Consider the following 22222-nt stretch of genomic DNA (forward strand, 5'->3'; position numbering starts at 1 on the left):
AGAATATGGAGGATCGTGTGATGCGCGTGCTGCAAGCCCTCGCTGTACTGATGCTGTGCCTGAGCTTTTCCAACGTCCAGGCGGCGGAAAAGGAACTCAATGTCGGTTTTATCTACGTTTCGCCGATCGGTGACGCCGGTTGGTCCTACGCCCATGACCTGGGGCGCCTGGGACTCGAGGGCATGCCCGGCGTCAAGACCTCGTATGTCGAGGCGGTCGCCGAAGGACCCGACTCCGAGCGGGTCATGCAGAACATGGCCCGCAAGGGATACGATATCATCTTTGCCACCAGTTTCGGTTATATGGATCCGATGCTGAAGGTCGCCAAACAGTTCCCGAACATCAGGTTCATGCATTGCTCCGGTTTCAAGACGGCCGACAACATGGGCAACTATTTCGGCCGCATGTATCAGGCCCGCTACCTCTCCGGCATGGTCGCCGGCGGCATGACCAAAAGCAAGACCATCGGCTACGTCGCCGCCTTCCCGATTCCGGAGGTTATCCGCGGCATCAACGCCTTCACCCTCGGAGTCCAGGCCGTCAATCCGGAGGCCACCGTCCGGGTCGTCTGGACCAAGACCTGGTATGATCCGGCGACCGAGAAGGAGGCCGCTAAATCGCTGCTCGATGTCGGCGCCGATGTCATTGCCCAGCACCAGGATTCTCCGGGGCCGCAGGAGGCTGCCCAGGAGAAGGGTGTCTACTCCATCGGCTACAATTCCGATATGAGCGCCTTCGCCCCGAAGGCCCATCTCACCGCGCCGATCTGGAACTGGGCTCCGTTCTACAGGAACGTGATCGAGCAGGTACGGCAAGGGACCTGGAAGGCCGAATCGGTGTGGCCGGGGATGGAGACCGGCATCGTCGACCTCGCCCCCTTCGGGACGATGGTCCCCAAGGACCTGCAGGACAAGGTCATGGCCGCCAAGGCCGAGATCGTCGCCGGCAAGAACAAAATCTTCGTTGGCCCGATCAAGGACCAGAAGGGGACAGTCAAGATTGCCGACGGCGTCGTGGCCCCGGATACCGATCTGCTCGGCATGACCTGGTTCGTCCAGGGCGTGGTCGGCACGACCGAATAGGGACGGCCGCGATTCCGCCCATCGACGGTCAGCGGATGTTCCGGATCCGGATCACCAAGAGACAGGAGCGCCGCGGCTGGAGATCCTGTCTTGTTGTATTGACGGCAATCGTCCTTTCACTTGTCTTGAGCGGGATCCTCCTTGCTCTGCGGGGGACGCCGCCGCTCGTAGGACTCGCCGTGCTGTTCAAGGGGGCCTTCGGGTCCCGCTTCGCCATCGAGGATTGCCTGGTCAAGGCGATCCCGATCTTCCTCTGTTCACTCGGGGTGGCGGTGGCCTTCCGCCTCCAGGTCTGGAATATCGGGGCGGAGGGTCAATTCGCCCTCGGCGCCGTCGGGGCGACCTGGGTGGCGCTCAGCTTTCCCGATCTGCCCGGCCCGATCCTGCTGCCGGCGATGATCGCCATGGCCGCCCTGGCCGGCGGCCTGTGGGGGATGATCCCCGCCATCCTGCGCCAGCGCCTCAGGACCAACGAGATCATCGTCACCCTGATGCTGAACTATATCGCCATCCTCTTCCTCGACTACCTGGTCTACGGCGTGTGGAAAGACCCGACCAGCTTCGGTTTTCCGATGACCCGCGAATTTTCGCCGCAGGCGGTGGTCGGCAGGATCGGTTCGACCAGCATCAACTGGGGGCTGGCCCATTGCCTGGTCCTCGGCACGGTGGTGTGGGTCTTCATCCGCTTCACCCGCCTCGGTTTCGAACTCAAGGCGGCCGGCGACAGCGTCCGGGCCGCCCGCTATGCCGGCATCCCCTATGACCGCCTGGTCGTGCTGGTGATGGTGATCAGCGGGGCGCTGGCCGGCTGGGCCGGGTTTCTCGAGGCCTCCGCCACCATCAACCGCCTGCAGCCGAGCATCATGGCCGGGTACGGCTATACCGCCATCGTCGTGGCCTGGCTGGCCCGGCTCAATCCCCTGAGCATCGCCTTCGCCTCCTTCCTCCTCGCCGGGCTGCGGGTGGGCGTGGAAAATCTGCAGCTCGACCTCCAGGTGCCGGCGGCCTTCGGCGGCATCCTCGAGGGCTTGATCCTCCTGACCGTGCTCGGCGGCGGGCTGTTCACCTCCTATCGTATCGCCGTGAGGAGGAACTGATGGAGCTGGCGATCATCATCCCCCTGCTGGCGGCGGCGGTCCAATCCGGTACGCCGATCCTCTATGCCACCCTCGGCGAGATCATCACCGAGAAATCGGGCGTTCTCAACCTCGGGGTCGAAGGAGTGATGATCATCGGCACCCTGACCGCCTTCGTCGTCGCCCTGGCCACCGGCAGCCCGACGCTGGCCTTCGTCGCCGCCGGTATCGCCGGCACCCTGACGGCGGCCATTCACGGCATGGTCTGTCTGTGGTTCAAGGGCAACCAGGTCGTGTCCGGTCTGGCCCTGACCATCCTCGGCACCGGCCTGGCCGACTATCTCGGTAATGCCTATGTCGGTCGGACGGCGCCCGGTTTTACCCCCATCGCCCTGCCGCTCGTCAGCGAGATCCCGATCGTCGGACCGATCTTCTTCAACCATGATCCGCTGGTCTACCTGACCTACGGTATCCCGCCCCTCATCTGGTATGGCCTGATGCGGACCAGGCCGGGCCTGTGTCTGCGGGCGGCGGGGGAACATCCGGCGGCGGCCACGGCGGCCGGCCTTCATGTCGCCGCCTATCGCTGGTTCGGCGTCCTCGGCGGCGGGTTTCTGATGGGACTGGGCGGGGCCTATCTGTCGCTGTCCTACACCCATCTGTGGACCAACAATCTCACCGGGGGCCGCGGCTGGATCGCGGTGGCCCTCGTCATCTTTGCCTTCTGGCGTCCGGGGAGGGCGGTATTCGGCGCCTATCTCTTCGGCGGCATCATGGCCCTGCAGCTGCGCCTGCAGGCCTCGGGAACCCAGATTCCCTCCTCGCTCCTGTTGATGCTGCCGTATGCCCTGACCGTCATCGTTCTGGTCCTGTCCTCATGGCGGCGAGGGATGAGTGAGGCCCCGGCGGCGCTGGGCATCAACGTGGAGCCGGCGGACTAGTGTCATGTCACATTTGAAATGTTAGTATAAACCAGGTATAGTCAGAAAAAACGGAGCTGACTATGCCCAAAATCAAATACCGATTTTCACTCAGCCAAGAGGAGCGTGACGAGCTTCAAGGTATTGTTGCCAAGGGAAAGCATAATTCCCAAAAAGTTCTCAATGCTTTGATTTTGCTAAATTACGATGGAGATGCTCCAGAACCGAGGACGTTAACGGAGCAGGAGATCGCCAGCGTGTTGAAAGTCAGCGAAATGAAGATACACCGGGTGAAACAACGATTCGTTGAGGAAGGTCTCGACATTGCGCTCAACGGCCATGAGAGGGAACGGGTGTACAAGCGCAAGGCTGATGGCGATTTCGAGGCACATCTTGTGGCGCTCAGTTGCAGTGAGCCGCCTGCAGGACAAGCGCAGTGGTCGCTGCGGCTACTCGCGGATAAGGTTGTGGAGTTGGGGTATGTTGAAAGTGTTTCGTATGAAACCGTCCGGCGCGTGTTAAAAAAAACGTAACTAGTGCCTGAATGGTAACCGTAAAAGAACCGAAAAAACAAGCTGATACCAACGATACCCACAAGCGAAGAAAATGAGCGCGGGGAGCACGGCGGATGCCGATTGATAATGTAACATGCTGATTGTTATGGTATATTCTTTTCAGGCTAAATAATTCAGCAGGGCTCTGACCGGCTCAAATGTCAGCAAGAACAAAATCTTCGTCGGGTGAAAAATTCATGCGTAGAGTAATCGAACCACAAATGAAGTTGGGTGAACTGGCAATCGCCGACATAAAGCTGGACCCAAAATCACGCGACGATATTCCGCAAATCCTCCGCGGACTCCAGCATATATACACCACGCCTGAACTGCGCGGAGCGGTATTTGCCATTTTGGCAGAGGTTTTGCCTGTGCATCAAATCGAGGGAAAAACCGTCAAGGCCGATCCCAACAACGGTCGTCCCGGCATGACCCGGTGGCAGATACTGGTGCTGGGGGTACTCGGATTGGGGCTCAATGCCGATTATGATCGTATCCTGGAGTTGGCCAACGAACATAAGACCCTCCGGAAAATGCTTGGTCACAGTGATTGGGCGGCAGAGAAGCTGTATGATCTGCAGACCCTGAAAGATAATCTGCGGCTGTTTACTCCTCCAAAGAAGAAAGCAAACAGCAGCGAAAAGAGCAGGAGATGAAAGAGGCCCATCGTGTCTACCTGGACCTGGCAGAGGGGTATCTGACACGAGCCGACCAAACTCGCCAGCAGGTCACCCCGCACGATCCTCTCTCCGTGGTCCGGCTCAGCGTATTGAATGACTTCATGCGGCATGCCCGTCGGCAGATCGACCAGATTGACCGGCGGGTGCTCCAGGGCGAACGTATTGCTCACGATGAGAAGGTGTTTTCCCTGTTCGAGCCGCATACCGAATGGATCAGCGAAGGGAAGGCCGGCGTTCCGGTGGAATTGGGCCTGCGGGTGTGTATTATGGAAGACCAAGACCGCTTCATTCTGCACCATCGAGTGATGGTAAAGAGCACCGATGACCAGGTGGCTTTTGCCATGGTTGGTGAAACCGGGCAGAAGTTCCCCAAGTTACGTGCGGTCAGCATGGACAAAGGTTTTTATAGCCCGGCCAACCAGGAAGTATTGAAACCTCGTCTTGATTGTGTGGTGCTGCCCAAAAAGGGTAGGCTTTCGCAAGCTGACAAAGATCGCGAAGGCGATCCTGAGTTTGTCAAGCTGCGCAAACAACACTCGGCAGTAGAATCGGCGATCAACGCCCTTGAAGTCCATGGACTGGATAAATGTCCCGATCACGGTCTCCGTGGATTTAAACGCTACATTGCCATGGCGGTGGTGGCACGTAACATACAGCGTTTGGGTGCGGTGTTGCGTCAGCAGGAACAAGAGGCTGCTCAACGAAAACGCGGATCTTACAAGAAAGCAGCCTGAGAGAAGCGGGTTGGTCCGGCTGCAAGGTCGATGGCCGAACTATGCCTAGTCGTCGCAACACATGAGAATTGTTATCGTTTTTGAAGACTGTAAAATTCAAAATCAGCTGCCGGAGAAAAAGCCTTACACATTAAAGATGTCTGCGATGGTAGGAGTTTTTGAAAATTGTGGGTTTTCTGCCAGGCACTACATAGCTGACAATCAATTCCGCAAACGGGACCCGCGCTTTAGCGACTATGACCGGTATAAGGAACGCCATCATATTCAAACAGGGAAGGCCTTGTCGAAACGGCTGATTGGTATGTTCAGCAGGGCTGTACCTTGAAAGAAATATTTACCTGGAGTGTCAAATACATCCGACCCTGGAAACTCGGTCTTTTCTGATTTTCCAGCCCGAGCGACATCACCGGCATGAATAATCACTACGTCGTCGCTCTTGCTTCTAACCCTACAACGCAACATGTCAATATAGACACAGTATGCAGTATTCGTACTCCGAAGCGACCTACAGCATGTGGTACACATGTTCATAAGTGCCGTTGTAGGGCTAACCGCGACTTCGAGGAGAAAACTATGACGGAAGAACCGAGGCGAGCCACCAAATTCCGGCATGCTGATGCTTGTATCGGCCTAGCCCTGGGAAGCGGTTCAGCGCGGGGCTTGGCGCATATCGGTGTAATCCAGGCGTTGGAAGAAGCGGATATCAAGGTTGATGTCATAGCCGGTACCAGCATCGGTGCACTGATCGGGGCGGTTTACGCCTCCGACAGTCTGGATTCTCTGGAGAGTACCTTTCAGGAACTGGATTGGATGAAGATTGCCTCGTTCTTCGACGTAGTCTTTCCCAGGTCAGGGCTAATCGATGGCGCGAAGGTCAGTGGACTTGTGCGCACCCATATCCATGTCGACAGAATTGAGGCTCTGCCTAGACGTTTTGCCTCCCTGGCAACGGATATTTTCACTGGCGAAGAGGTAATCATTAGTTCAGGCGACGTGATCGAGGCGGTACGTGCCAGCATTTCGGTGCCTGGAATTTTTACGCCGGTCCGCAGCAATGGCCGTATCCTGGTCGATGGTGGGCTGGTCAATCCTGTCCCGGTAAGCGTGGCCCGCTCCATGGGTGCCGACATCGTGATCGCGGTTGATCTCAACCACGATATTGTCGAAGGAAAGAATTTTAAACCGTTCGCGAACCATGTAAATGATGAAGAAAAAAAGGAGATTGGCATCTTTTCACACTGGATGGACAGTTACCGGCAGTCAATACAGGGCCTCAAATCCCGATTACTGTCCCATGAATCGCCTGTCGCGGCGCAGTTCATGCGCTGGGTTTCCACGGAACCACTGCCCAGCATCTTTGAAGTGCTGCTGGCCTCGATCAATATCATGGAAACCCGCATCACGCAAACCCGCCTCGGCCTTGACCGGCCTGACATCATCATTCAGCCGCCCTTAGGGCAGATTAGCTTCCTGCAGTTTGACCGCGCCGAGGAAATCATCAGGATCGGCTATGAGTGCGCACGGGAACAGCTGGCTGCGTTTACCCGTGCAGACCGGCGCGGGTAAGAATATCTCGAGACGAATATGGCTATGCTGGACCTGGTTTTTTCCTTTTCATGTTTCGCAATTCTCGGGTGGATGTTGGAGGTCGCCTATCGTTCATCTTTTTCCCGACGATTTATCAACCCCGGCCTCTTGAAAGGCCCTTATCTGATTCTTTATGGCGCAGGTGCCCTGATTCTCATGGAGGCTGCTGACCTGTTGCAGGCGACCACCGCCGGGCTGGCCGTCAAAACTTTGGTCTATTTTGCGGTCACAACAGGACTCGAGCTGTTTTCGGCGGTAATCGCTAAACGTCTTTTTAACGCCCGGCTTTGGGATTATTCGGACCAGCGCTTCCACTACAAGGGGCATATCTGCTTAAAATTTTCACTCTACTGGATAGTGATGGCTTTTGCCTTTGAGTATCTAGTCGTTCCGCCTTACCAGGTGTTGCTCGGACAGCTCCACCCGGTTGTCAAGGGCGTTTTCGCCGGTGCTGCGCTTTCCTTCATGCTGTTGGATTTGCTGATGACTGGTATCCGGACCTTTTTCCGCATGACGCCGGAGGAGAAGGGCGCTGCTGACGCGGAATTCAGGGATGCTGCAAGTCCTGTCCTTGCTCTTCCTGATGTGGCGAGACTTTCCGAATATCCCCATCACCGTGAAAAGACGAGACTGGATCATGTCAAGGAGGTCGCCTACATAAGCTTCCTCTGTGGCCGACGACTTTCTCTGGACTGTGGCGCGATCATCCGGGGTGCGCTGCTTCATGACCTCTTCTTCTATGACTGGCTGCGAGGCGGTCCGCGACTGCACGGGTTCAGGCATCACACCATCGCCCTTAACAATGCCCGCCGGATAACCCACCTCTCAAAAAAAGAAGAAGACATCATCAAAAAGCACATGTGGCCGCTCACTGTTGTGCCGCCACGTTATCCGGAGTCGCTTGTCGTCTCCCTGGTGGACACCTATTGTTCGGCCAAAGATTATCTGCGCCTGGACAGACAGGGCAAAATAAAAAAGAGAACTGACGGATCTGCCGGTCAGTCAGGGAGAGAGAAGCTTATATGACGCGAAAGAAAGTAATGCTCCATTATGCCGGAATCGATATAGGCTCAACAACGGCCAAGGCAGTCATCATCGACGAAGGCGGCAAGCTGGTTTTTTCTCGTTATCGTCGTCATCAAGGTAAAACCATGGAGACAACCAGTAGTATTTTACGGGAGGCGCTCCGGGAACTTGGTGATGTGGAACTGGATCTGGCGCTCACCGGTTCTGCGGGAATGGGTGTGGCCGAGGCATTCAGAGTACCTTTTGTCCAGGAAGTGGTAGCATCGGCACACTACCTCGGGACCTTCTTTCCTGATGTCAAAACCTTTATCGAAATCGGAGGCGAAGACTCCAAAATCATTTTTTTTGACGAGAACGGTCGTCCCAACATCCGAATGAACAGTAGCTGCGCCGGGGGCACCGGCGCGTTCATCGATCAGATGGCCGTGCTGTTGAATGTTGACGTGTCGGAACTGAATAGTCTGGCCGAAAAATCGACGCAACTCTTTCCCATCGCCTCCAGATGTGGTGTGTTCGCCAAAACCGACATCCAGGCCCTGCTGAGCCGTAATACTTCCCGTGAGAATATCGCGGCCTCCATCTTTCACGCTGTAGCCATGCAGGTGGTCAGCTTATCCAGTGGCCGGGATATGGAACGGAAAATTCTCGTGGGCGGCGGTCCGCTGACGTTTATTCCTTGCTTGCGGAAAGCCTTTGCCGATCTGCTGGAGATTGAGCATCCCGATGATCTGTTGCTGCCGGACCGTTCGGAACTGATCCCGGCAATGGGCGCAGCCATGATTCGTAACGGAAAACCCTTCCGTGCCCGTATCGGCAGCCTTTTATCCCTGTCGGGAATTGAATCCGTCGGAATTGCAGAGGGCCAGACCTTGAGACTGGAGCCTCTGTTCGCCGATAAGGCGGAGTTTGAGCTATGGCAAAAGAAACATGAGCAGGCTAGGATTACCAGGGTCGATCCGCTAGATGTTGGAGAAAATGAGCTTTTTCTGGGCATTGACTCCGGGTCAACCACTACTAAAATTGTTCTTATCGATGCGGAGGGGCGGTTGGCTTTTGGGCATTACGGCGCCAATAACGGCGACCCTCTACTGGCGGTAAAAAAGGGGATGACTGAGATCCGGGAGACCTTTGCCGCAGCCTCGTTCCAACCTCGCATTATACGGTCGGCCGCCACCGGCTACGGGGAAAGCCTCATAAGGGCAGCCTACGGCCTGCATGACGGGGTGGTCGAGACAATGGCGCACTGCCGGGCGGCGCAGAAGTTTGAACCGGACGTCACCTTTGTCCTGGATATTGGCGGGCAGGATATGAAGGCGATCAGTATTGTTGACGGTGTCGTAGTCGACATTCATATCAACGAGGCCTGCTCGTCGGGATGCGGCTCCTTTATTGAAACATTCGCCAATTCACTCGGCTACCCGGTTCAGGAATTCGCTGCAATCGCCTGCCAGCAGAATGCCCCCTTTGACCTGGGGACCCGCTGCACCGTCTTCATGAATTCGAAGGTCAAACAGGCACTTCGTGAAGGGGCCTCTATCTCCGATATTTCGGCCGGTCTTGCCTATTCGGTCGTTAAGAACGCCCTGTTCAAGGTCCTCCAGCTCAAAGACACCGACCAGATGGGGAACAAAATCGTTGTCCAGGGAGGGACATTTCGCAATCCGGCCGTGTTGCGCGCGACAGAGCTCCTGTTGAACAAGGAAGTAGTCAGGCCGGATATCTCGGAACTGATGGGGGCCTACGGAGCGGCCTTGACCGCCATTTCCATGCATCGCACCACGCGGGGCAGGTCTCTTCCGATGAATGTCCTCGACAACCTGGTGACGCAGGCCGATTTTACTAAAAGAGAGGTGCACTGTAGCGGCTGCGAGAACATGTGTGCGGTGCTGGAACTGACGTTTGGCAATCAAAATCGGTTTTTTACGGGGAACCGCTGCGAACGCTATTTCAGCAACAATCCGGATACCAGATGCAAAGGAAAAAATCTGTTTGACGGACAGAACAATCTCCTGTTTGATCGCGATATGGAACCGGTCGGCAAACGCCGCCTCACCTACGGCATCCCCCGCTGCCTGAACATGTATGAAAACTTTCCCTTCTGGAACGCCTTTTTGACCACCTGCGGCTTCAGTGTAGTGCTTTCCGCTCCCTCCAGCCAGAAACTTTACGCAAAAGGCGCTTCCACCGTCATGTCGGAAAACATCTGTTTCCCGGCCAAGCTCGCCCACGGCCATATATTCGACCTTGTTGACAAGAAAGTGGACCGCATTTTCTATCCGACCGTTGTGTATGAACAAAAAGAGTTCGAAGATGCGCTGAACAGCTTTAACTGCCCGGTGGTGACCGGTTATCCCGATCTGATCAAAAGCGCCATCAATCCAGAGAAGAAATTTGGGATTCCTCTGGATAATCCGTCGATCAGCTTTAAGGATACCGGTCTGTTACGGGATCAGCTCTACCTCTTCTTCATGTCTTTCGGCATCTCCTACAAGACTATCTCCCAAGGAGTTAAAAACGGGCTGGCGGCTCAAACCGTGTATAGGGACCAGCTCGGGGTGCAGGCTAAAACGTTTCTCGCCAAGGCGGAGAAGGCTGGACGGACGATCGTTGTCCTTGCCGGCCGGCCTTACCACCTGGACCCGCTTGTCAACCACGGTGTGCCCGGCCTTCTGACCGACCTGGGAGTGGATGTTGTCAGTGAGCAGACTGTAATCGCAGCCAACGACAGCGCGTCACTGGCAACAGTCAATGTCCTGACCCAGTGGAGCTATGCCAACCGACTGTACGCTGCTGCGATGTGGGTTAACCAACATCGAAACGCCAGGATGGTGCAGTTGACCTCCTTTGGCTGCGGCCCGGACGCCGTCTCCGCCGATGAAGTAAGGGAAATCCTGCGGAGCGGCGGCAATATCCATACCGTGATCAAAATGGACGACATCAACAATCTCGGCGCGGTCAGGATCAGATTGCGCTCAATGCTTGCGGCGACGCAGCGCAGTAACGGCAACCCGTGGAGTAAAAATGGAACCAGAAAGAAAAAAGATTATCCCGTTACGACCACAAACCGCAAGAAAACGCTGATTACCCCATTCTTTTCATCCTTCTATTCCCCCTTGATACCGGCTGCTTTCAGGCCGCTTGGTTTGCACGTGGAGGTACTTCCTCCCCAGGACAGGCAGACGGTCGAGGTGGGCCTTAAAACCATCAACAACGACATGTGCTATCCTGCCATCCTGGTTGCCGGCGACATTATCAAGGCCTTTCAGTCGGGTAGCTACGATCCTGAAAATACGGCGGTTATCCTGACCCAGACCGGTGGGCAATGCCGCGCGTCCTCATATCTCTCGCTGGTCAGGAAGGCGCTGGCGGACTTTGGTCTGGACCATATCCAGGTTATTCCGATCTTCGCCGATGGGATTGATCCCGGAGTGGGATTTGCGGTTGATTCCAATAGGCTGGTCAAGCAGCTTGCTTTGGGTGTTATCTTTGCCGATCCTCTCACTCAGATGTTTCTGTCCAGCATGGCGCGGGAAAAGACGCCCGGCACAGCCAGAAAACTGCACGCTGAATATCTCTCAGCCATGGAAACCGGTATCGAAAACGGCGATTACCAGTACCTGCTCAATCTGCTCAGAAAGGCAGTGGCTGATTTCAACGAGATGGAAACTCATGACAACCCTGTGCCCAAAATCGGGATTGTGGGTGAGATATTTGTCAAATACAATTTTTTTTCCAACGGGGACATCATTGACTGGCTGTCCGGCCAGGGGATAGAGGTAATCCTTCCTGCGTTGCAGAGTTTTTTCGCCCAGCGCTTCATCAACGAAACGTATGACCAGAAGGCATTTTTTAAACGATCGTTTGCGGATCGGATGAAAAACATGCTGCTTGAGATATACATGGAATTTCACCTTGGTCAGATAGATCGGGTCATGCAGGAATTTCGATTTTACCGCAAGCCTCACAACCTCAGGAAACTTTCCGAGATTACCAGCGATGTGGTCAGCCTGGCCAACCAGTTCGGGGAAGGATGGCTCCTGACAGCGGAAATGATCGCCATGCTCAGGGAAGGGATCGGCGACATTGTTTGCCTGCAGCCGTTCGGCTGCATTTCAAACCACATAACCGGGCGAGGGATGGAGAAGAAGCTCAAGGAGATGTATCCCCATTTGAATCTGCTTTCCCTTGATATGGATGCGGGGGCCAGCGAGGTCAACATCCTGAACCGGCTTCATTTTCTGGTCTCGGGTGCGCGTGAACGAGCGGCTCGTAATAAGGAAATCACGGCAGAGATTAAAGAACTTCGGCGCTTTGTCATCCCCTCCATGATGCCGTGTAAACTGGATTTAAACAATTATGCAGCCCTGGAAGTCGAAAAATGGAGAGCATGGGTGTCGGGTTTGGAATTGTCGGAAAAAGTGCAAAACATTAAACGTAAAATTGGCTGGTGACCGATTGAGGTAATGGCAAAAGAACGAAGAACTCGATCGGCCGGACATCTTCATTCAGCCGTCGCTGGAGCAAATCCGCTTCCTGGATTTCGGTCGCATCGAGGAGATTATCGAGAATGGCTATAAGAGTTGATAGGGATTGAGTGATACCGTCCGGTCCTTTTACGACAACAACATCCACAGAGGAGAAGGCAATGAGCGATCAGACAACCCAGGAAAATCAAAACCGAAAAGCAGAAGATGAAACCCGTGCCGCAGTGGAAGGCGGGGAGAACATCCACGAAACAGTCCGGGGTATCACCTTGGAGGCGCTGAGCGCGGGCCATCTTGATATGCAAAAAATGCAGGATGTTGTCCATTCGGTGTTGCGGGGCGCAAGCCTTGGCGTACAGGAAATGGACGCCAGCCGTGCTGCGCAGACATTGCGGGAGGCAATGGCGGGTGTGGACGAAGCCCTGGCGAAGTCGGCGGAGGCTTCCAGGTTGGCTATTGAGGAGGCGGCCGGTCACATCAAGGAGTTCGGCTCCCAGGATCTCAAGCGTGGGCTGGATGATCTGAGCGTACTGGAAAACATGTTCCTGGATACCGTCAGAAATATCGCACGGGACTCGGATGACACGGTAAAGGACGTGCTGGGTGACCTGGCTCAGCATGCCTGCATTACCGGCACCTCAGTGGGTGCGGCGGCGAAAGCTGCTGCGGAGACGCTGATCGGACGCCTGGGAAAAATAGCGCGCGAAGACGTGAGCAGTGGGGTCGATACGGCCCGACAGGTTGGAACAACCATATCTCTGGTTGCCGCCGGATTTCTCGATGGGATTGCCGAGACTTTGAAGAAAACCGGCAGTAATAAGAAAGAACAGTAATGGGATCCATTTTTTGGGAAACCTTGATCTCCGCCCGTGATCTGGGGAGGCTCCACAATATCGCCTCGATCCTGATCCGATATGGATTCAGCGATATGGTGCGCCGGTTGGGGATGGCCAATGTTCTGGAGCGCGTCGGCTATGTGCTGCATTGGCAGGAGACCGTTGAATTGGCGCAGCTTGAGCCTCCTGCGCGAGTACGGCGGGCGTTGGAGGAGATGGGACCGACCTTTATCAAACTGGGTCAGATCCTCGCCACCCGTATGGATCTGTTTTCCCCGGAGTGGATTACTGAATTCGAGAAGCTGCAAGATCGGGCGCTGTCAGTACCTTTTTCCGAGATAAGGCAGCAGTTGCAGGAGGATCTGGGTGCCGCTCCGGAAGAGGTGTTCGCCAAACTGGTTCCCGAACCACTGGCTGCGGCTTCCATCGCCCAGGTCCATAGCGCCCGGCTGCATAATGGAGACGAGGTCATCGTCAAGGTGCGGCGCCCCGGCATCCGGCCGATCGTCGAAGCCGACCTGCGACTCCTGCAGCACCTGGCGAAAATCGTCGAAGCGGAGTCTCCGGAGATGTCCAAATACAGGCCGCGCGAGGTGGTGCGCCAGTTCACTCTATCCTTGCGCCGTGAACTGGATCTGGCCGCGGAATGCCGTAACTCGGAGCGGATTGCCCGTAATTTCAGCGCTCGCTCCGATATCGTTATCCCCAAGGTATATTGGACATGGACCGGCGAGCGGGTGAACGTCCAGGAAGCGGTTAACGGTATCTCCGGCCACGACCTGGAAGGTGCGGAGCGAGCCGGACTGGACCTGAAGCTTCTGGCCCGGCGCGGTGCCAGTGCCGTATTAAAGATGATCCTTGAGGATGGGTTTTTCCACGCCGACCCGCATCAGGGCAATATTTTTTACCTGCCGGAAAACCGCATCGCCATCATCGATTTCGGTATGGTCGGTCACCTTTCCAGCGAGCGCCGCGGCCAGGTCGTGGATCTGCTCCATGGTCTGGTGGAAAGGGATTCCGATAGGGTTGTCGAGGTGCTGTTCGATTGGGCCGGGGATGCCAACATCGATCAGAACAGTCTGAAGCTGGAAATTGATGGCCTCGTGGATCATTACCACGGCGTGCCCCTAAAGGAACTTAACATCAGCACCATACTGTCCGATCTGACCACCCTGCTCCGAGACTATCATCTCGCCTTGCCGCCGGATTTGACACTGCTGATTAAATCGTTGATCACTCTGGAAGGGATGGGGCGGCAGCTCGATCCGGAGTTTGACATGGTGACCGAGTTCTCTCCCTTTCTGCATCAAGCACTCCGGGCCCGTTATGCTCCTGATGCCCTTATCAAACGGGGTTGGCGGGCGGTTGTCGGCGGTCTCGACATCCTCACCGAATTGCCAAAAGACCTACACCATCTCCTGCGCTCAGCCCGAAGCGGCAGACTCCAGGTGCATGTGGACGTAACGCACCTAAAGTATTTCGGCAACCAGTTGGACCGCGCCACCAGTCGCCTGACCATGGGGGTCGTCATCGCCGCCCTGATCATCGGTTCATCCATCGTCATGACCGTCGACCGCGGCCCCGTACTTTTTGGTTTGCCCCTAATCGGCCTGCTGGGGTTCCTCGGCGCGGCGGTGACCGGCGTCTGGCTGCTCATTTCTATCCGACGCAGTGGAAAAAATATCGAATGATAAAACCGGAGGGCTAATTTTTGAAAATACAATCGCAAAGGACAACTGGCATTCTTTTGGTGATCGTGCTGGTTGGATCGGCAGTGTTTGCCTGGTGGATATGGGGACGACAGAAACCCTTGCCCGATGGACTGATCCTGGCAAATGGCCGCATCGAAGGCGACCATTACATCGTTGCTAGCAAGGTGGCTGGCCGTATTGTTCAATTATGGGCCCGTGAAGGTGATCCTGTAAAAAAAGACCAGGTTCTGCTCAAACTCGACGATATTCAAGTAAAGGCTAATGTCCAACAGAAGCACTGGGCAGTGAATTATTCAAAAGCACAACTCGAGGCAACACGAATCGACTTGAACACGTTGATGAAAACGGTCCCACTCGAGATAGCCAGCGCTATGGCTGCGGTGGATCATGCAAAAGCTGTTTTGTTGGCGACAACGGTGAAATTGGAGCAGGCTGACCGGGATGCTCGGCGCAATAGAACCTTGGCCGAGACACATGCCGTTTCCAGTCAAGCAAGTGAACTTGCAGATCTTGCTCTCAGGGTCGTTAAAGAGGAGCAGGTTGTGGCCCAGGCGGCATTAACCCAGGCACAGAAGCAGTTGGCCGAGGCTGAATTGGGTTGGGACCAGATCAAGTCCAAGGAAAGCCAGATAACCGCAATGGAGGCGCAGTTGGAACAGGCTAAGGCTGCTCTGGACGCGGCGCAAAGCGTACTGGACGATCTTACCATCTATGCACCGGCAACAGGGATGATCACCACCCGGATAGTGGATATCGGCGAGGTTATCGTTGCCGGTAGCCCCATGTTCGATATCGTCGATCTAGACCGGCTCTACCTCAAATGTTATGTCCCTGAAAATCAGATCGGCAAACTGCGCCTGGGGCTGCCTGCCCGGATCTATACCGATGCCTTTCCTGATAATCCTTTTTCAGCCAGCCTACGGTATATCGCCTCTGCGGCCGAATTTACACCAAAAGAGGTCCAGACCCCTGATGAACGGGTCAAACTGGTCTACGCGGTCAAACTCTACCTGGATGCAAATCCGGAGCATCGTCTGACGCCGGGTTTACCCGCTGATGCCGTAATCCGCTGGATGGAGGAGACGCCGTGGACCAAACCGCGTTGGTAGACGACGATCCCCCTGTGGTGCGGGTGCGTGAGTTCGTCAAACGCTATAGCAAACTCACGGCTGCTGATGGCGTCAGCCTCGATATTCGGCGCGGCGAGATCTACGGCCTGATCGGCCCCGACGGCGCGGGTAAAAGCAGCCTTATGAAGGCCATCGCCGGCGTACTTTCCTTCGAAGGCGGCAGCGTCGAGGTTTTCGGTCAAACCATCGACTCCGAGGCTGCGGCAGAGAAGGTCAAGGGCCGTCTCGGCTTCATGCCGCAGGGGCTAGGTCTCAATCTCTACCCCGAATTGTCGGTAGAGGAAAACATTGATTTCTTTGCCGAGTTGCGAGAGGTGACGCCCGTATTGCTTGCCGAACGCAAGCGCAAATTGCTGGCCATGACGAGACTGGACAGGTTCCTGGATCGTCCCATGAAGCAGCTTTCCGGCGGTATGAAGCAGAAACTCGGTCTGGTCTGCACCTTAATCCACGAACCGGATCTGATTATCCTCGACGAACCAACCACCGGCGTTGACCCGGTATCACGGCGGGATTTCTGGACCATCCTCACTCAACTCCTGCGTGAGCGGAGTGTGACTGCCCTGGTTTCCACCGCCTACATGGATGAAGCAGAACGTTTTCAGCGCCTGTCTCTGATGTTCGGTGGCCTGGTGGTGGCCAAAGGCGCACCGGAGGTGATCCTGCACGATGTGCCGGGGACCTTGGTTGAGCTGACCATCGCAGCTCAGGTCGAGGCCTTGGTGCGCCTGGAAAAACGTTTCACACAAGTCGAAGCGGTAGGTTCGAAAATCAAGGTGTTCGTGCCTGATGTTACGCCCCAAGCGGCCAGTGCGCAAATCCAGGAGTTGCTGATTGGGATGGAAATCGAGCAAATCCAGGTGGAAGAGCCCAGCTTTGAAGACGCCTTCATTGCCCTATTACAGCGGCGCCATCTGGCCAGGAAAGAAGAGGATTCTTCAGTTGGAAAGGTTTGGCGCGATGGCGAGCCGCCCCTGGGAGATGGCATCGCCATCGTGGCACGGGAACTGACTTGTGATTTCGACCATTTTCGCGCCGTGGACCGGGTCAGCTTTGAAGTGCGGCAGGGCGAGATTTTCGGTCTCCTTGGCGCCAACGGCGCCGGCAAGACTACGGTGATCAAGATGCTCACCGGCATCCGGCCTCCTACCGGCGGTGCAGGTACCGTGGCTGGTGCAGATATGCGCCGTGCAAGCCAGTCCGTCAAGGAACGGATCGGCTACGTGTCGCAGGCGTTTTCCCTATATCAGGATATGAAGGTACAGGAGAATCTGCGCCTGTTTGCACGTATCTATGGCGTGCCGGGCAGGCAGATCTCCGAGAGGATCGATCGTGTGGTTCAACTTGCGGGACTCGGCTCGGTCTATAACCAACTGGTCGGCAAATTGCCGATGGGCATCCGCCAGCGCCTGGCGCTTGCCTGCGCTCTGGTGCATGGTCCGCTGGTGCTGTTCCTCGATGAGCCGACTTCCGGAGTGGATCCCATCGGCCGACGTCGCTTCTGGAAAATTCTGGTGCATTTGGCACGGGTTGAGCACGTGGCCATCCTGCTCACCACCCATTACATGAGTGAGGCCGAGCATTGCGATCATCTGGCGTTGATGCATGCCGGGAAAGTCATTGCCGACGATACCCCTGCCGCCCTGAAGACCGCGCTGGAACAAGAAGCCGGGCAGGTGCTTGACCTTGCCGCCGAGCCTGTGTTGTCGGCATTGGAGGCGCTGGAGCAGGCAGGCTTTGTCGATGCCGCTCTGTTCGGCAGGCGCATCCATTTGTTGATCAAGGATGTGGACGAAGCCACATCACGCATCGGCGCATGCCTCAGTGAACGTAATATTCTTCTGCTGGACATCACACCGCGCGCGCCGAGTCTGGAGGACGTATTTGTCCATCGAATTTTGCAACAGGAACGGCAGGAGGCCCCCCCATGAACAGCCGCCGCATTCTCGCCGTCGTTTACAAGGAATGGCGCGAGATCGTGCGTGATCGCCTCTTCCTGTCCCTGGCCTTCGTGGTGCCGGTCTCGCTCTTATTCGTTTTCGGCTATGGCATCAACCTTGATGTGGAGCACATCCCCTTCGCGGTGGTTGACCACGACAAGAGTGCCCTGAGTCGCGATTACCTCCACCGCTATATCGACTCGCGCTACTTCGACTATCTGGGCGATCTGGCCAGCGAACGTGAGATCGGACCCATGCTTGCCGACAGCCGGATCCGGCTGGCCATTGTTATCCCGCCACGGTTCGAGGAAAATTTGACGGCTGGCCGCTCGGTAGCCATACAGACCCTCATCGACGGCACCTTCACTTTTCGCACTTCCAGCAGCAAGGGTTATGTCATTGCCATCAATGCGGCCTTTAATAGCGAATTACTGGGGGATTACATTTCGCAGCGGTTGGGGGTACCGCTGGAAACGGCACGGGAAATGGCACAACCCGTAAAGGCCGAACTGCGTTACATGTACAACCAGGAAGTCAAAAGTGTCTGGTCCATCGCGACCGTGCTGATGATGCTGGTGCTGATGATCACACCCCCGTTTTTGACGGCTCTGGGCGTGGTGCGCGAAAAGGAAAACGGCTCCATCTACAACATCTACGCCTCGACCGTAACGCGCAGCGAGTTTCTCATCGGTAAGCTCACTCCCTATGTAGGTATATCCATCCTCAATATCTTGATCCTGTGGCTGATGGTTGCCCGGCTCTTCGGTGCCCCCTTCAAGGGTGACCCGTTGTTCTTTTTTCTCGCCTCGGTAATCTTTGTGATCTGCACCACAGGCATCGGGCTCTTGGTGTCGCTTTTAGTGCGCACTCAGGTGGCGGCGATGATAATGACCGTTGTCGTCACCATTGTCCCTTCAGTTCTTTACTCGGGGCTTTTGGTACCGATCGCCTCGATGGATCCGGGAGGACAGTTCGAGGCACATATGTTTCCTGCCATGTATTACACCGATATCATTCTCGGCAGTTTTCTTAAGGGCGTTGGTTTGGAGCAGTTGTGGGATAAGGTGCTGGCACTCCTGATCTACGCCTTCGTGTTGTGGATGACGAGCTTCCTCATGTTTCATAAGAGACCGAAATCATGAATAATGATTGGAGTATTCTATGTGCGCGTCTCAGCTTCTGGTTTTCACGCCTCATGGCAATGACGACCAAGGAGCTGATCCAGTTCGGGCGTGATATACTGCTGCTTTTTGCCATCGTCTATCTGTTTGTCTTCGACACCTATATGGCGGGTAATGTCACCATGCAGTTAAACAAAGCGATCGTAACTGTGCATGACGCTGACCATAGTGCTGCATCGCGTGAGCTTATTTATCGCTTTCGCCCTCCTTATTTTAAACTGGGCGGCGAGGTATTGGACAATTATGCCGGGCAGCGTCTGCTGGATCAGGGGAGGGCGCTGGTCGTACTCAACATCCCGTCCGATTTTGCACATGACATTACAAAAGGGAAATCGGTTGACGTGCAGGTTCAGGTGGATGCCAGCAATACCGTGCTGGGCTTTCTCGCCTCCAGTTACACCACGCAGATCATCGGTCAATATAGTTACGATCAGGCACTGGCACGCTTGGGCGTGAATGAGCAGGCACTGGAGAACGTGCCCACGGTACGCAACGAGTACCGCGTCTGGTACAATCCGAACCAGAAGGACGCCTGGTTTATGCCCATTTCCGAACTCCTTGTCGTAATCACCATCATGGGCATCATGCTGCCGGCCGCCGCTGCAGTGCGTGAAAAAGAGCGCGGCACCATTGAGCAGTTGATGGTATCTCCCTTGACTCCGATCCAGATTTTGCTGTCCAAGGTTATTGCCATGACCCTGGTGATCCTACTAGGTACGGCAGTGAGCCTGTTCTTGGTGCTGCATGGGATATTCGCCGTGCCGATGAAGGGCAGCCTCGTGCTTTTCTTTGCAGTGACCACACTCTATATTTTTACAACAGCGGGGCTAGGCCTCTATATCGCCACTCTGAGTCGCAATCTCGCCCAGGCGGCCCTGCTCGCAATTCTCGTGTTGATGCCGATGATCTTTCTTTCCGGCGCCTGGACTCCACCGGAGGCCATGCCCATGGGGCTGCGTCAGGCCATGTATATTTCGCCGCTCTATTACTTTATCGAAATGGCCTACGCGATACTGCTCAAGGGCGCTGGCCTCGATATCTTGTGGGACTCGCTGTTGGGTTTGGCCTTGATTGGGGGCCTGATCTTTGGATTCGGAGTATGGCGATTTCGGCGGCAGTTTGAATGAAAGCGGAATGTAACTATTCAGCATCTGAAAGGACATCCGAGGCAATCATGAAAGACGGCCATTTACCCTCGAACAGCAGTCGCAATGCTTCCGTCGCAGTAAGGCTCTGTTTTCTGCATGTTGTCAAGTAACTGCGGATGCGACAGAATACCTTGGCACCGTCCATCGAACGGAAACAGCCCGACACCTTTTGCTGGACCTTGATCATGCGAAGATCATTTTCCGCCTGGTTGTTGGAAAAGGGCACGAGTGGTTCGACCATGAAGCGGAGCACGGCATCCTCAAATTTTTTGAGCCTCTCCAGGAGATTTCGCGCTTTTGATCTGGCAATTCTTCCCGGTTTCAGGTGGTATGCCTTTTTCTTCGGCTCAGGGCACTCGATTTCGGCTTCGGTCAACACTTCCCGGTATCGCTGCCGAAACAGCTCGGCGCCAGGCGGGTCGAGCGAGCCACCGGCTTCATCCACCGCCCGGTTGATTTCTAAAAGGAGCTCGCTCATCTGTTTGGCCCATTTCTGTCCATCCTGCTCCGCAGCTCTTTCCAGTTCCCGGAGATGATGGGCGTTGCACAAGGCGTGGGCGGTACCATAGTTGAAGTAGGGTTTCCAGTGGTCATGGCAGAGGATGCCCTGGGAGCCGGAGAGGATTCCGATTTCGTCAAGGGCCTCTCCACCGCGTTTCTGATGCGGGTAAAAATAGCTGTAGCTGTCGGTCGAGGTGTTATGCAGCCAATAGCGGGTGCTTTGGGAGGCTGAGGGAAGATGCCGCCTCGGGCATCGACAGAGTCCCTGGAGTTTGGCCCAAAAGCTCTGGCACGGGCGAAGGCGAGGGGCGAGAAGCCCCAGACCTTTGATTTCCTGGGGTTTACACACTATTGCGGCCTGTCGACATCCGGCAAGCTCTTCCGGATGAAGCGGATCACGGCGCGGAAGAAGTTCCAGGCAAAGCTACGCGTTTTCAAGGAGTGGCTGAAACTAAACCGCATTTTGCCCGTCCCGGAACTACTGGCCAAGGTTGCCGCGAAGCTACGGGGACATTTTGCCTACTACGGGGTGTCGGACAACGCCAAGGGCATCGGACGATTCGCTTACGAAGTCCGAATAATGCTCTTCAAATGGTTGGATCGACGGGGTAGAAGAGGAAGCCTGAACTGGGAGAAATTCAGAAAACTCCTGAAGAGGTTTCCGCTGCCGCAGCCGCGGATAACGGTGAATCTGTTCAAAACGACGTGAATGTACTGTTGAGGAGCCGTGTGCGTAAATAGCGCAAGCACGGTTCTGTGAGGGGCTGGGACCGATGGGGAAGTGGGAGTGGTGCCCTGATGGCACGTAGTAGCCGCGTGCGGCAAGGCGTTAGGGAGGAAAGTCCAATGGTAGCACTTCTCTTATCTACCTCAAAGAAACCGGCCTACTCGACCAAAAAAACGAAATCAAGCCTTGGAGGAAAGTCGGCTGGGTAATCCCCCCAGACCACAACGGCAACTTCGTAGCTCAGATGGAGCAGGTGCTGGATGTCTATAAACGACCTTATGATGCGCGGTTCCCGGTGGTATGCATGGACGAGTCGCCCCGCCAATTGATTGATGAAGTAAAGACTCCGGTTCCTGCCATGCCGGGCCAGCCGGCTCGGGATGACTATGAATACAAACGGTGCGGCACATGCAACATTTTCATGGCAAATGAACCACTGGCTGGAATACGGATGGTTGAGGTAACCGACCGAAAAACCAAGGTGGACTGGGCGTTTTTCGTCGAGAAAATCGCTTCCCGTTACGAAGACGCCGAAAAAATCACCCTGGTAATGGACAACCTGAATACCCATGCGCCCGGTTCGCTATACGAGGCGTTCGCGCCGGAAAAGGCTAAGGCCCTTTGGGATCGTTTCGAGTTTGTTTACACACCGAAGCATGGAAGTTGGTTGAACATGGCCGAAATCGAGTTGAACGTTCTGATCGGGCAATGCCTGAACCGCCGGATTGCCAAGATTGAAGTTATGCGCAATGAGGTCAAGGCATGGGAGTCAGCAAGAAATGGGATGAATGGTGGGGTTAACTGGCAGTTCACTGCTGAAGATGCCCGGATCAAACTGAACCGACTTTATCCAACATTAGATATGTGACATGACACTAGGACGAGGCCGTCGGGGGCCGGAGCC

15 protein-coding genes and 3 pseudogenes are annotated in these 22222 nt (G+C 55.5%); 17 read left to right on the top strand and 1 reads right to left on the bottom strand.

Annotated features, from left to right (window positions below):
• Positions 1 to 50: 50 nt before the first annotated feature.
• The 15 genes and pseudogenes from ACWGKN_RS02295 to ACWGKN_RS02365 all read left to right on the top strand — a co-directional run bounded on the left by ACWGKN_RS02295 (position 51) and on the right by ACWGKN_RS02365 (position 20069).
• Positions 51 to 1082: a BMP family ABC transporter substrate-binding protein gene (locus ACWGKN_RS02295; protein WP_452094613.1), complete on the top strand. Its 1032-nt coding sequence runs from the start codon at positions 51 to 53 to the stop codon at positions 1080 to 1082.
• Positions 1083 to 1117: 35 nt separating this feature from the next.
• Positions 1118 to 2179, top strand: coding sequence for an ABC transporter permease (locus ACWGKN_RS02300; protein WP_035226556.1), 1062 nt, complete (start codon positions 1118 to 1120; stop codon positions 2177 to 2179).
• Positions 2179 to 3099 (top strand): ABC transporter permease, encoded by a 921-nt coding sequence (locus ACWGKN_RS02305; RefSeq protein ID WP_035226558.1) that lies wholly within the window; start codon positions 2179 to 2181, stop codon positions 3097 to 3099. Before ACWGKN_RS02300 ends, ACWGKN_RS02305 begins: the two co-directional genes overlap by 1 nt.
• 62 nt (positions 3100 to 3161) lie before the next feature.
• Positions 3162 to 3605 (top strand): annotated as a pseudogene (locus tag ACWGKN_RS02310) (helix-turn-helix domain-containing protein); the annotation flags it as partial.
• Between the two features lie 224 nt (positions 3606 to 3829).
• Positions 3830 to 5046: pseudogene (locus tag ACWGKN_RS02315) on the top strand (ISNCY family transposase).
• Positions 5047 to 5107: 61 nt separating this feature from the next.
• A complete protein-coding gene (locus ACWGKN_RS02320; RefSeq protein WP_424252622.1) occupies positions 5108 to 5371 on the top strand; it encodes a hypothetical protein in 264 nt (87 codons plus the stop codon).
• A gap of 248 nt (positions 5372 to 5619) precedes the next feature.
• Positions 5620 to 6612 (top strand): patatin-like phospholipase family protein, encoded by a 993-nt coding sequence (locus ACWGKN_RS02325; RefSeq protein ID WP_052159765.1) that lies wholly within the window; start codon positions 5620 to 5622, stop codon positions 6610 to 6612.
• Positions 6613 to 6630: 18 nt separating this feature from the next.
• Positions 6631 to 7659: a putative ABC transporter permease gene (locus ACWGKN_RS02330; protein WP_052159762.1), complete on the top strand. Its 1029-nt coding sequence runs from the start codon at positions 6631 to 6633 to the stop codon at positions 7657 to 7659.
• Positions 7656 to 12110: an acyl-CoA dehydratase activase-related protein gene (locus ACWGKN_RS02335; RefSeq protein WP_452094601.1), complete on the top strand. Its 4455-nt coding sequence runs from the start codon at positions 7656 to 7658 to the stop codon at positions 12108 to 12110. The genes ACWGKN_RS02330 and ACWGKN_RS02335 overlap by 4 nt, the downstream gene beginning before the upstream one ends.
• 194 nt (positions 12111 to 12304) lie before the next feature.
• On the top strand, positions 12305 to 12976 hold the full coding sequence (locus ACWGKN_RS02340) for a DUF6781 family protein (protein WP_424252625.1): 672 nt from the start codon (positions 12305 to 12307) through the stop codon (positions 12974 to 12976).
• Between the two features lie 8 nt (positions 12977 to 12984).
• Positions 12985 to 14670, top strand: a complete 1686-nt coding sequence (locus ACWGKN_RS02345) for an ABC1 kinase family protein (protein ID WP_452094614.1) — start codon at positions 12985 to 12987, stop codon at positions 14668 to 14670.
• Between the two features lie 20 nt (positions 14671 to 14690).
• Positions 14691 to 15800 carry an HlyD family secretion protein gene (locus ACWGKN_RS02350; protein WP_424252626.1) on the top strand — a complete coding sequence of 370 codons (1110 nt, stop codon included), beginning with the start codon at positions 14691 to 14693 and terminating at the stop codon, positions 15798 to 15800.
• On the top strand, positions 15779 to 17752 hold the full coding sequence (locus tag ACWGKN_RS02355) for an ATP-binding cassette domain-containing protein (RefSeq protein WP_424252627.1): 1974 nt from the start codon (positions 15779 to 15781) through the stop codon (positions 17750 to 17752). Before ACWGKN_RS02350 ends, ACWGKN_RS02355 begins: the two co-directional genes overlap by 22 nt.
• Positions 17749 to 18903, top strand: coding sequence for an ABC transporter permease (locus ACWGKN_RS02360; RefSeq protein ID WP_035227796.1), 1155 nt, complete (start codon positions 17749 to 17751; stop codon positions 18901 to 18903). The genes ACWGKN_RS02355 and ACWGKN_RS02360 overlap by 4 nt, the downstream gene beginning before the upstream one ends.
• Positions 18900 to 20069: an ABC transporter permease gene (locus ACWGKN_RS02365; RefSeq protein ID WP_035227793.1), complete on the top strand. Its 1170-nt coding sequence runs from the start codon at positions 18900 to 18902 to the stop codon at positions 20067 to 20069. The genes ACWGKN_RS02360 and ACWGKN_RS02365 overlap by 4 nt, the downstream gene beginning before the upstream one ends.
• Positions 20070 to 20082: 13 nt before the next feature.
• On the opposite strand, the gene tnpC is transcribed toward ACWGKN_RS02365, so the two are convergent.
• Positions 20083 to 20940 (bottom strand): IS66 family transposase, encoded by an 858-nt coding sequence (gene tnpC / locus ACWGKN_RS02370; RefSeq protein ID WP_452094602.1) that lies wholly within the window; start codon positions 20938 to 20940, stop codon positions 20083 to 20085.
• A gap of 36 nt (positions 20941 to 20976) precedes the next feature.
• Between tnpC and ACWGKN_RS02375 the strand changes: the two genes are divergently transcribed.
• Together ACWGKN_RS02375 and ACWGKN_RS02380 are read left to right on the top strand one after the other, a co-directional pair.
• Entirely contained in the window at positions 20977 to 21300 is a 324-nt protein-coding gene (locus ACWGKN_RS02375; RefSeq protein WP_052159763.1) for a group II intron maturase-specific domain-containing protein, read from the top strand.
• 184 nt (positions 21301 to 21484) lie between these two features.
• Positions 21485 to 22186: pseudogene (locus ACWGKN_RS02380) on the top strand (IS630 family transposase); the annotation flags it as partial.
• Positions 22187 to 22222 lie beyond the last annotated feature (36 nt).

This window comes from Desulfoprunum sp. (assembly GCF_053613775.1).

Bases quoted from the DNA above. Each gene is read 5' to 3' on its own strand.
- ACWGKN_RS02295 (WP_452094613.1), top strand. From the start codon at position 51: ATGCTGTGCCTGAGCTTTTCCAACGTCCAGGCGGCGGAAAAGGAACTC.
- ACWGKN_RS02300 (WP_035226556.1), top strand. From the start codon at position 1,118: ATGTTCCGGATCCGGATCACCAAGAGACAGGAGCGCCGCGGCTGGAGA.
- ACWGKN_RS02305 (WP_035226558.1), top strand. From the start codon at position 2,179: ATGGAGCTGGCGATCATCATCCCCCTGCTGGCGGCGGCGGTCCAATCC.
- ACWGKN_RS02320 (WP_424252622.1), top strand. From the start codon at position 5,108: ATGAGAATTGTTATCGTTTTTGAAGACTGTAAAATTCAAAATCAGCTG.
- ACWGKN_RS02325 (WP_052159765.1), top strand. From the start codon at position 5,620: ATGACGGAAGAACCGAGGCGAGCCACCAAATTCCGGCATGCTGATGCT.
- ACWGKN_RS02330 (WP_052159762.1), top strand. From the start codon at position 6,631: ATGGCTATGCTGGACCTGGTTTTTTCCTTTTCATGTTTCGCAATTCTC.
- ACWGKN_RS02335 (WP_452094601.1), top strand. From the start codon at position 7,656: ATGACGCGAAAGAAAGTAATGCTCCATTATGCCGGAATCGATATAGGC.
- ACWGKN_RS02340 (WP_424252625.1), top strand. From the start codon at position 12,305: ATGAGCGATCAGACAACCCAGGAAAATCAAAACCGAAAAGCAGAAGAT.
- ACWGKN_RS02360 (WP_035227796.1), top strand. From the start codon at position 17,749: ATGAACAGCCGCCGCATTCTCGCCGTCGTTTACAAGGAATGGCGCGAG.
- ACWGKN_RS02365 (WP_035227793.1), top strand. From the start codon at position 18,900: ATGAATAATGATTGGAGTATTCTATGTGCGCGTCTCAGCTTCTGGTTT.
- ACWGKN_RS02375 (WP_052159763.1), top strand. From the start codon at position 20,977: ATGAAGCGGATCACGGCGCGGAAGAAGTTCCAGGCAAAGCTACGCGTT.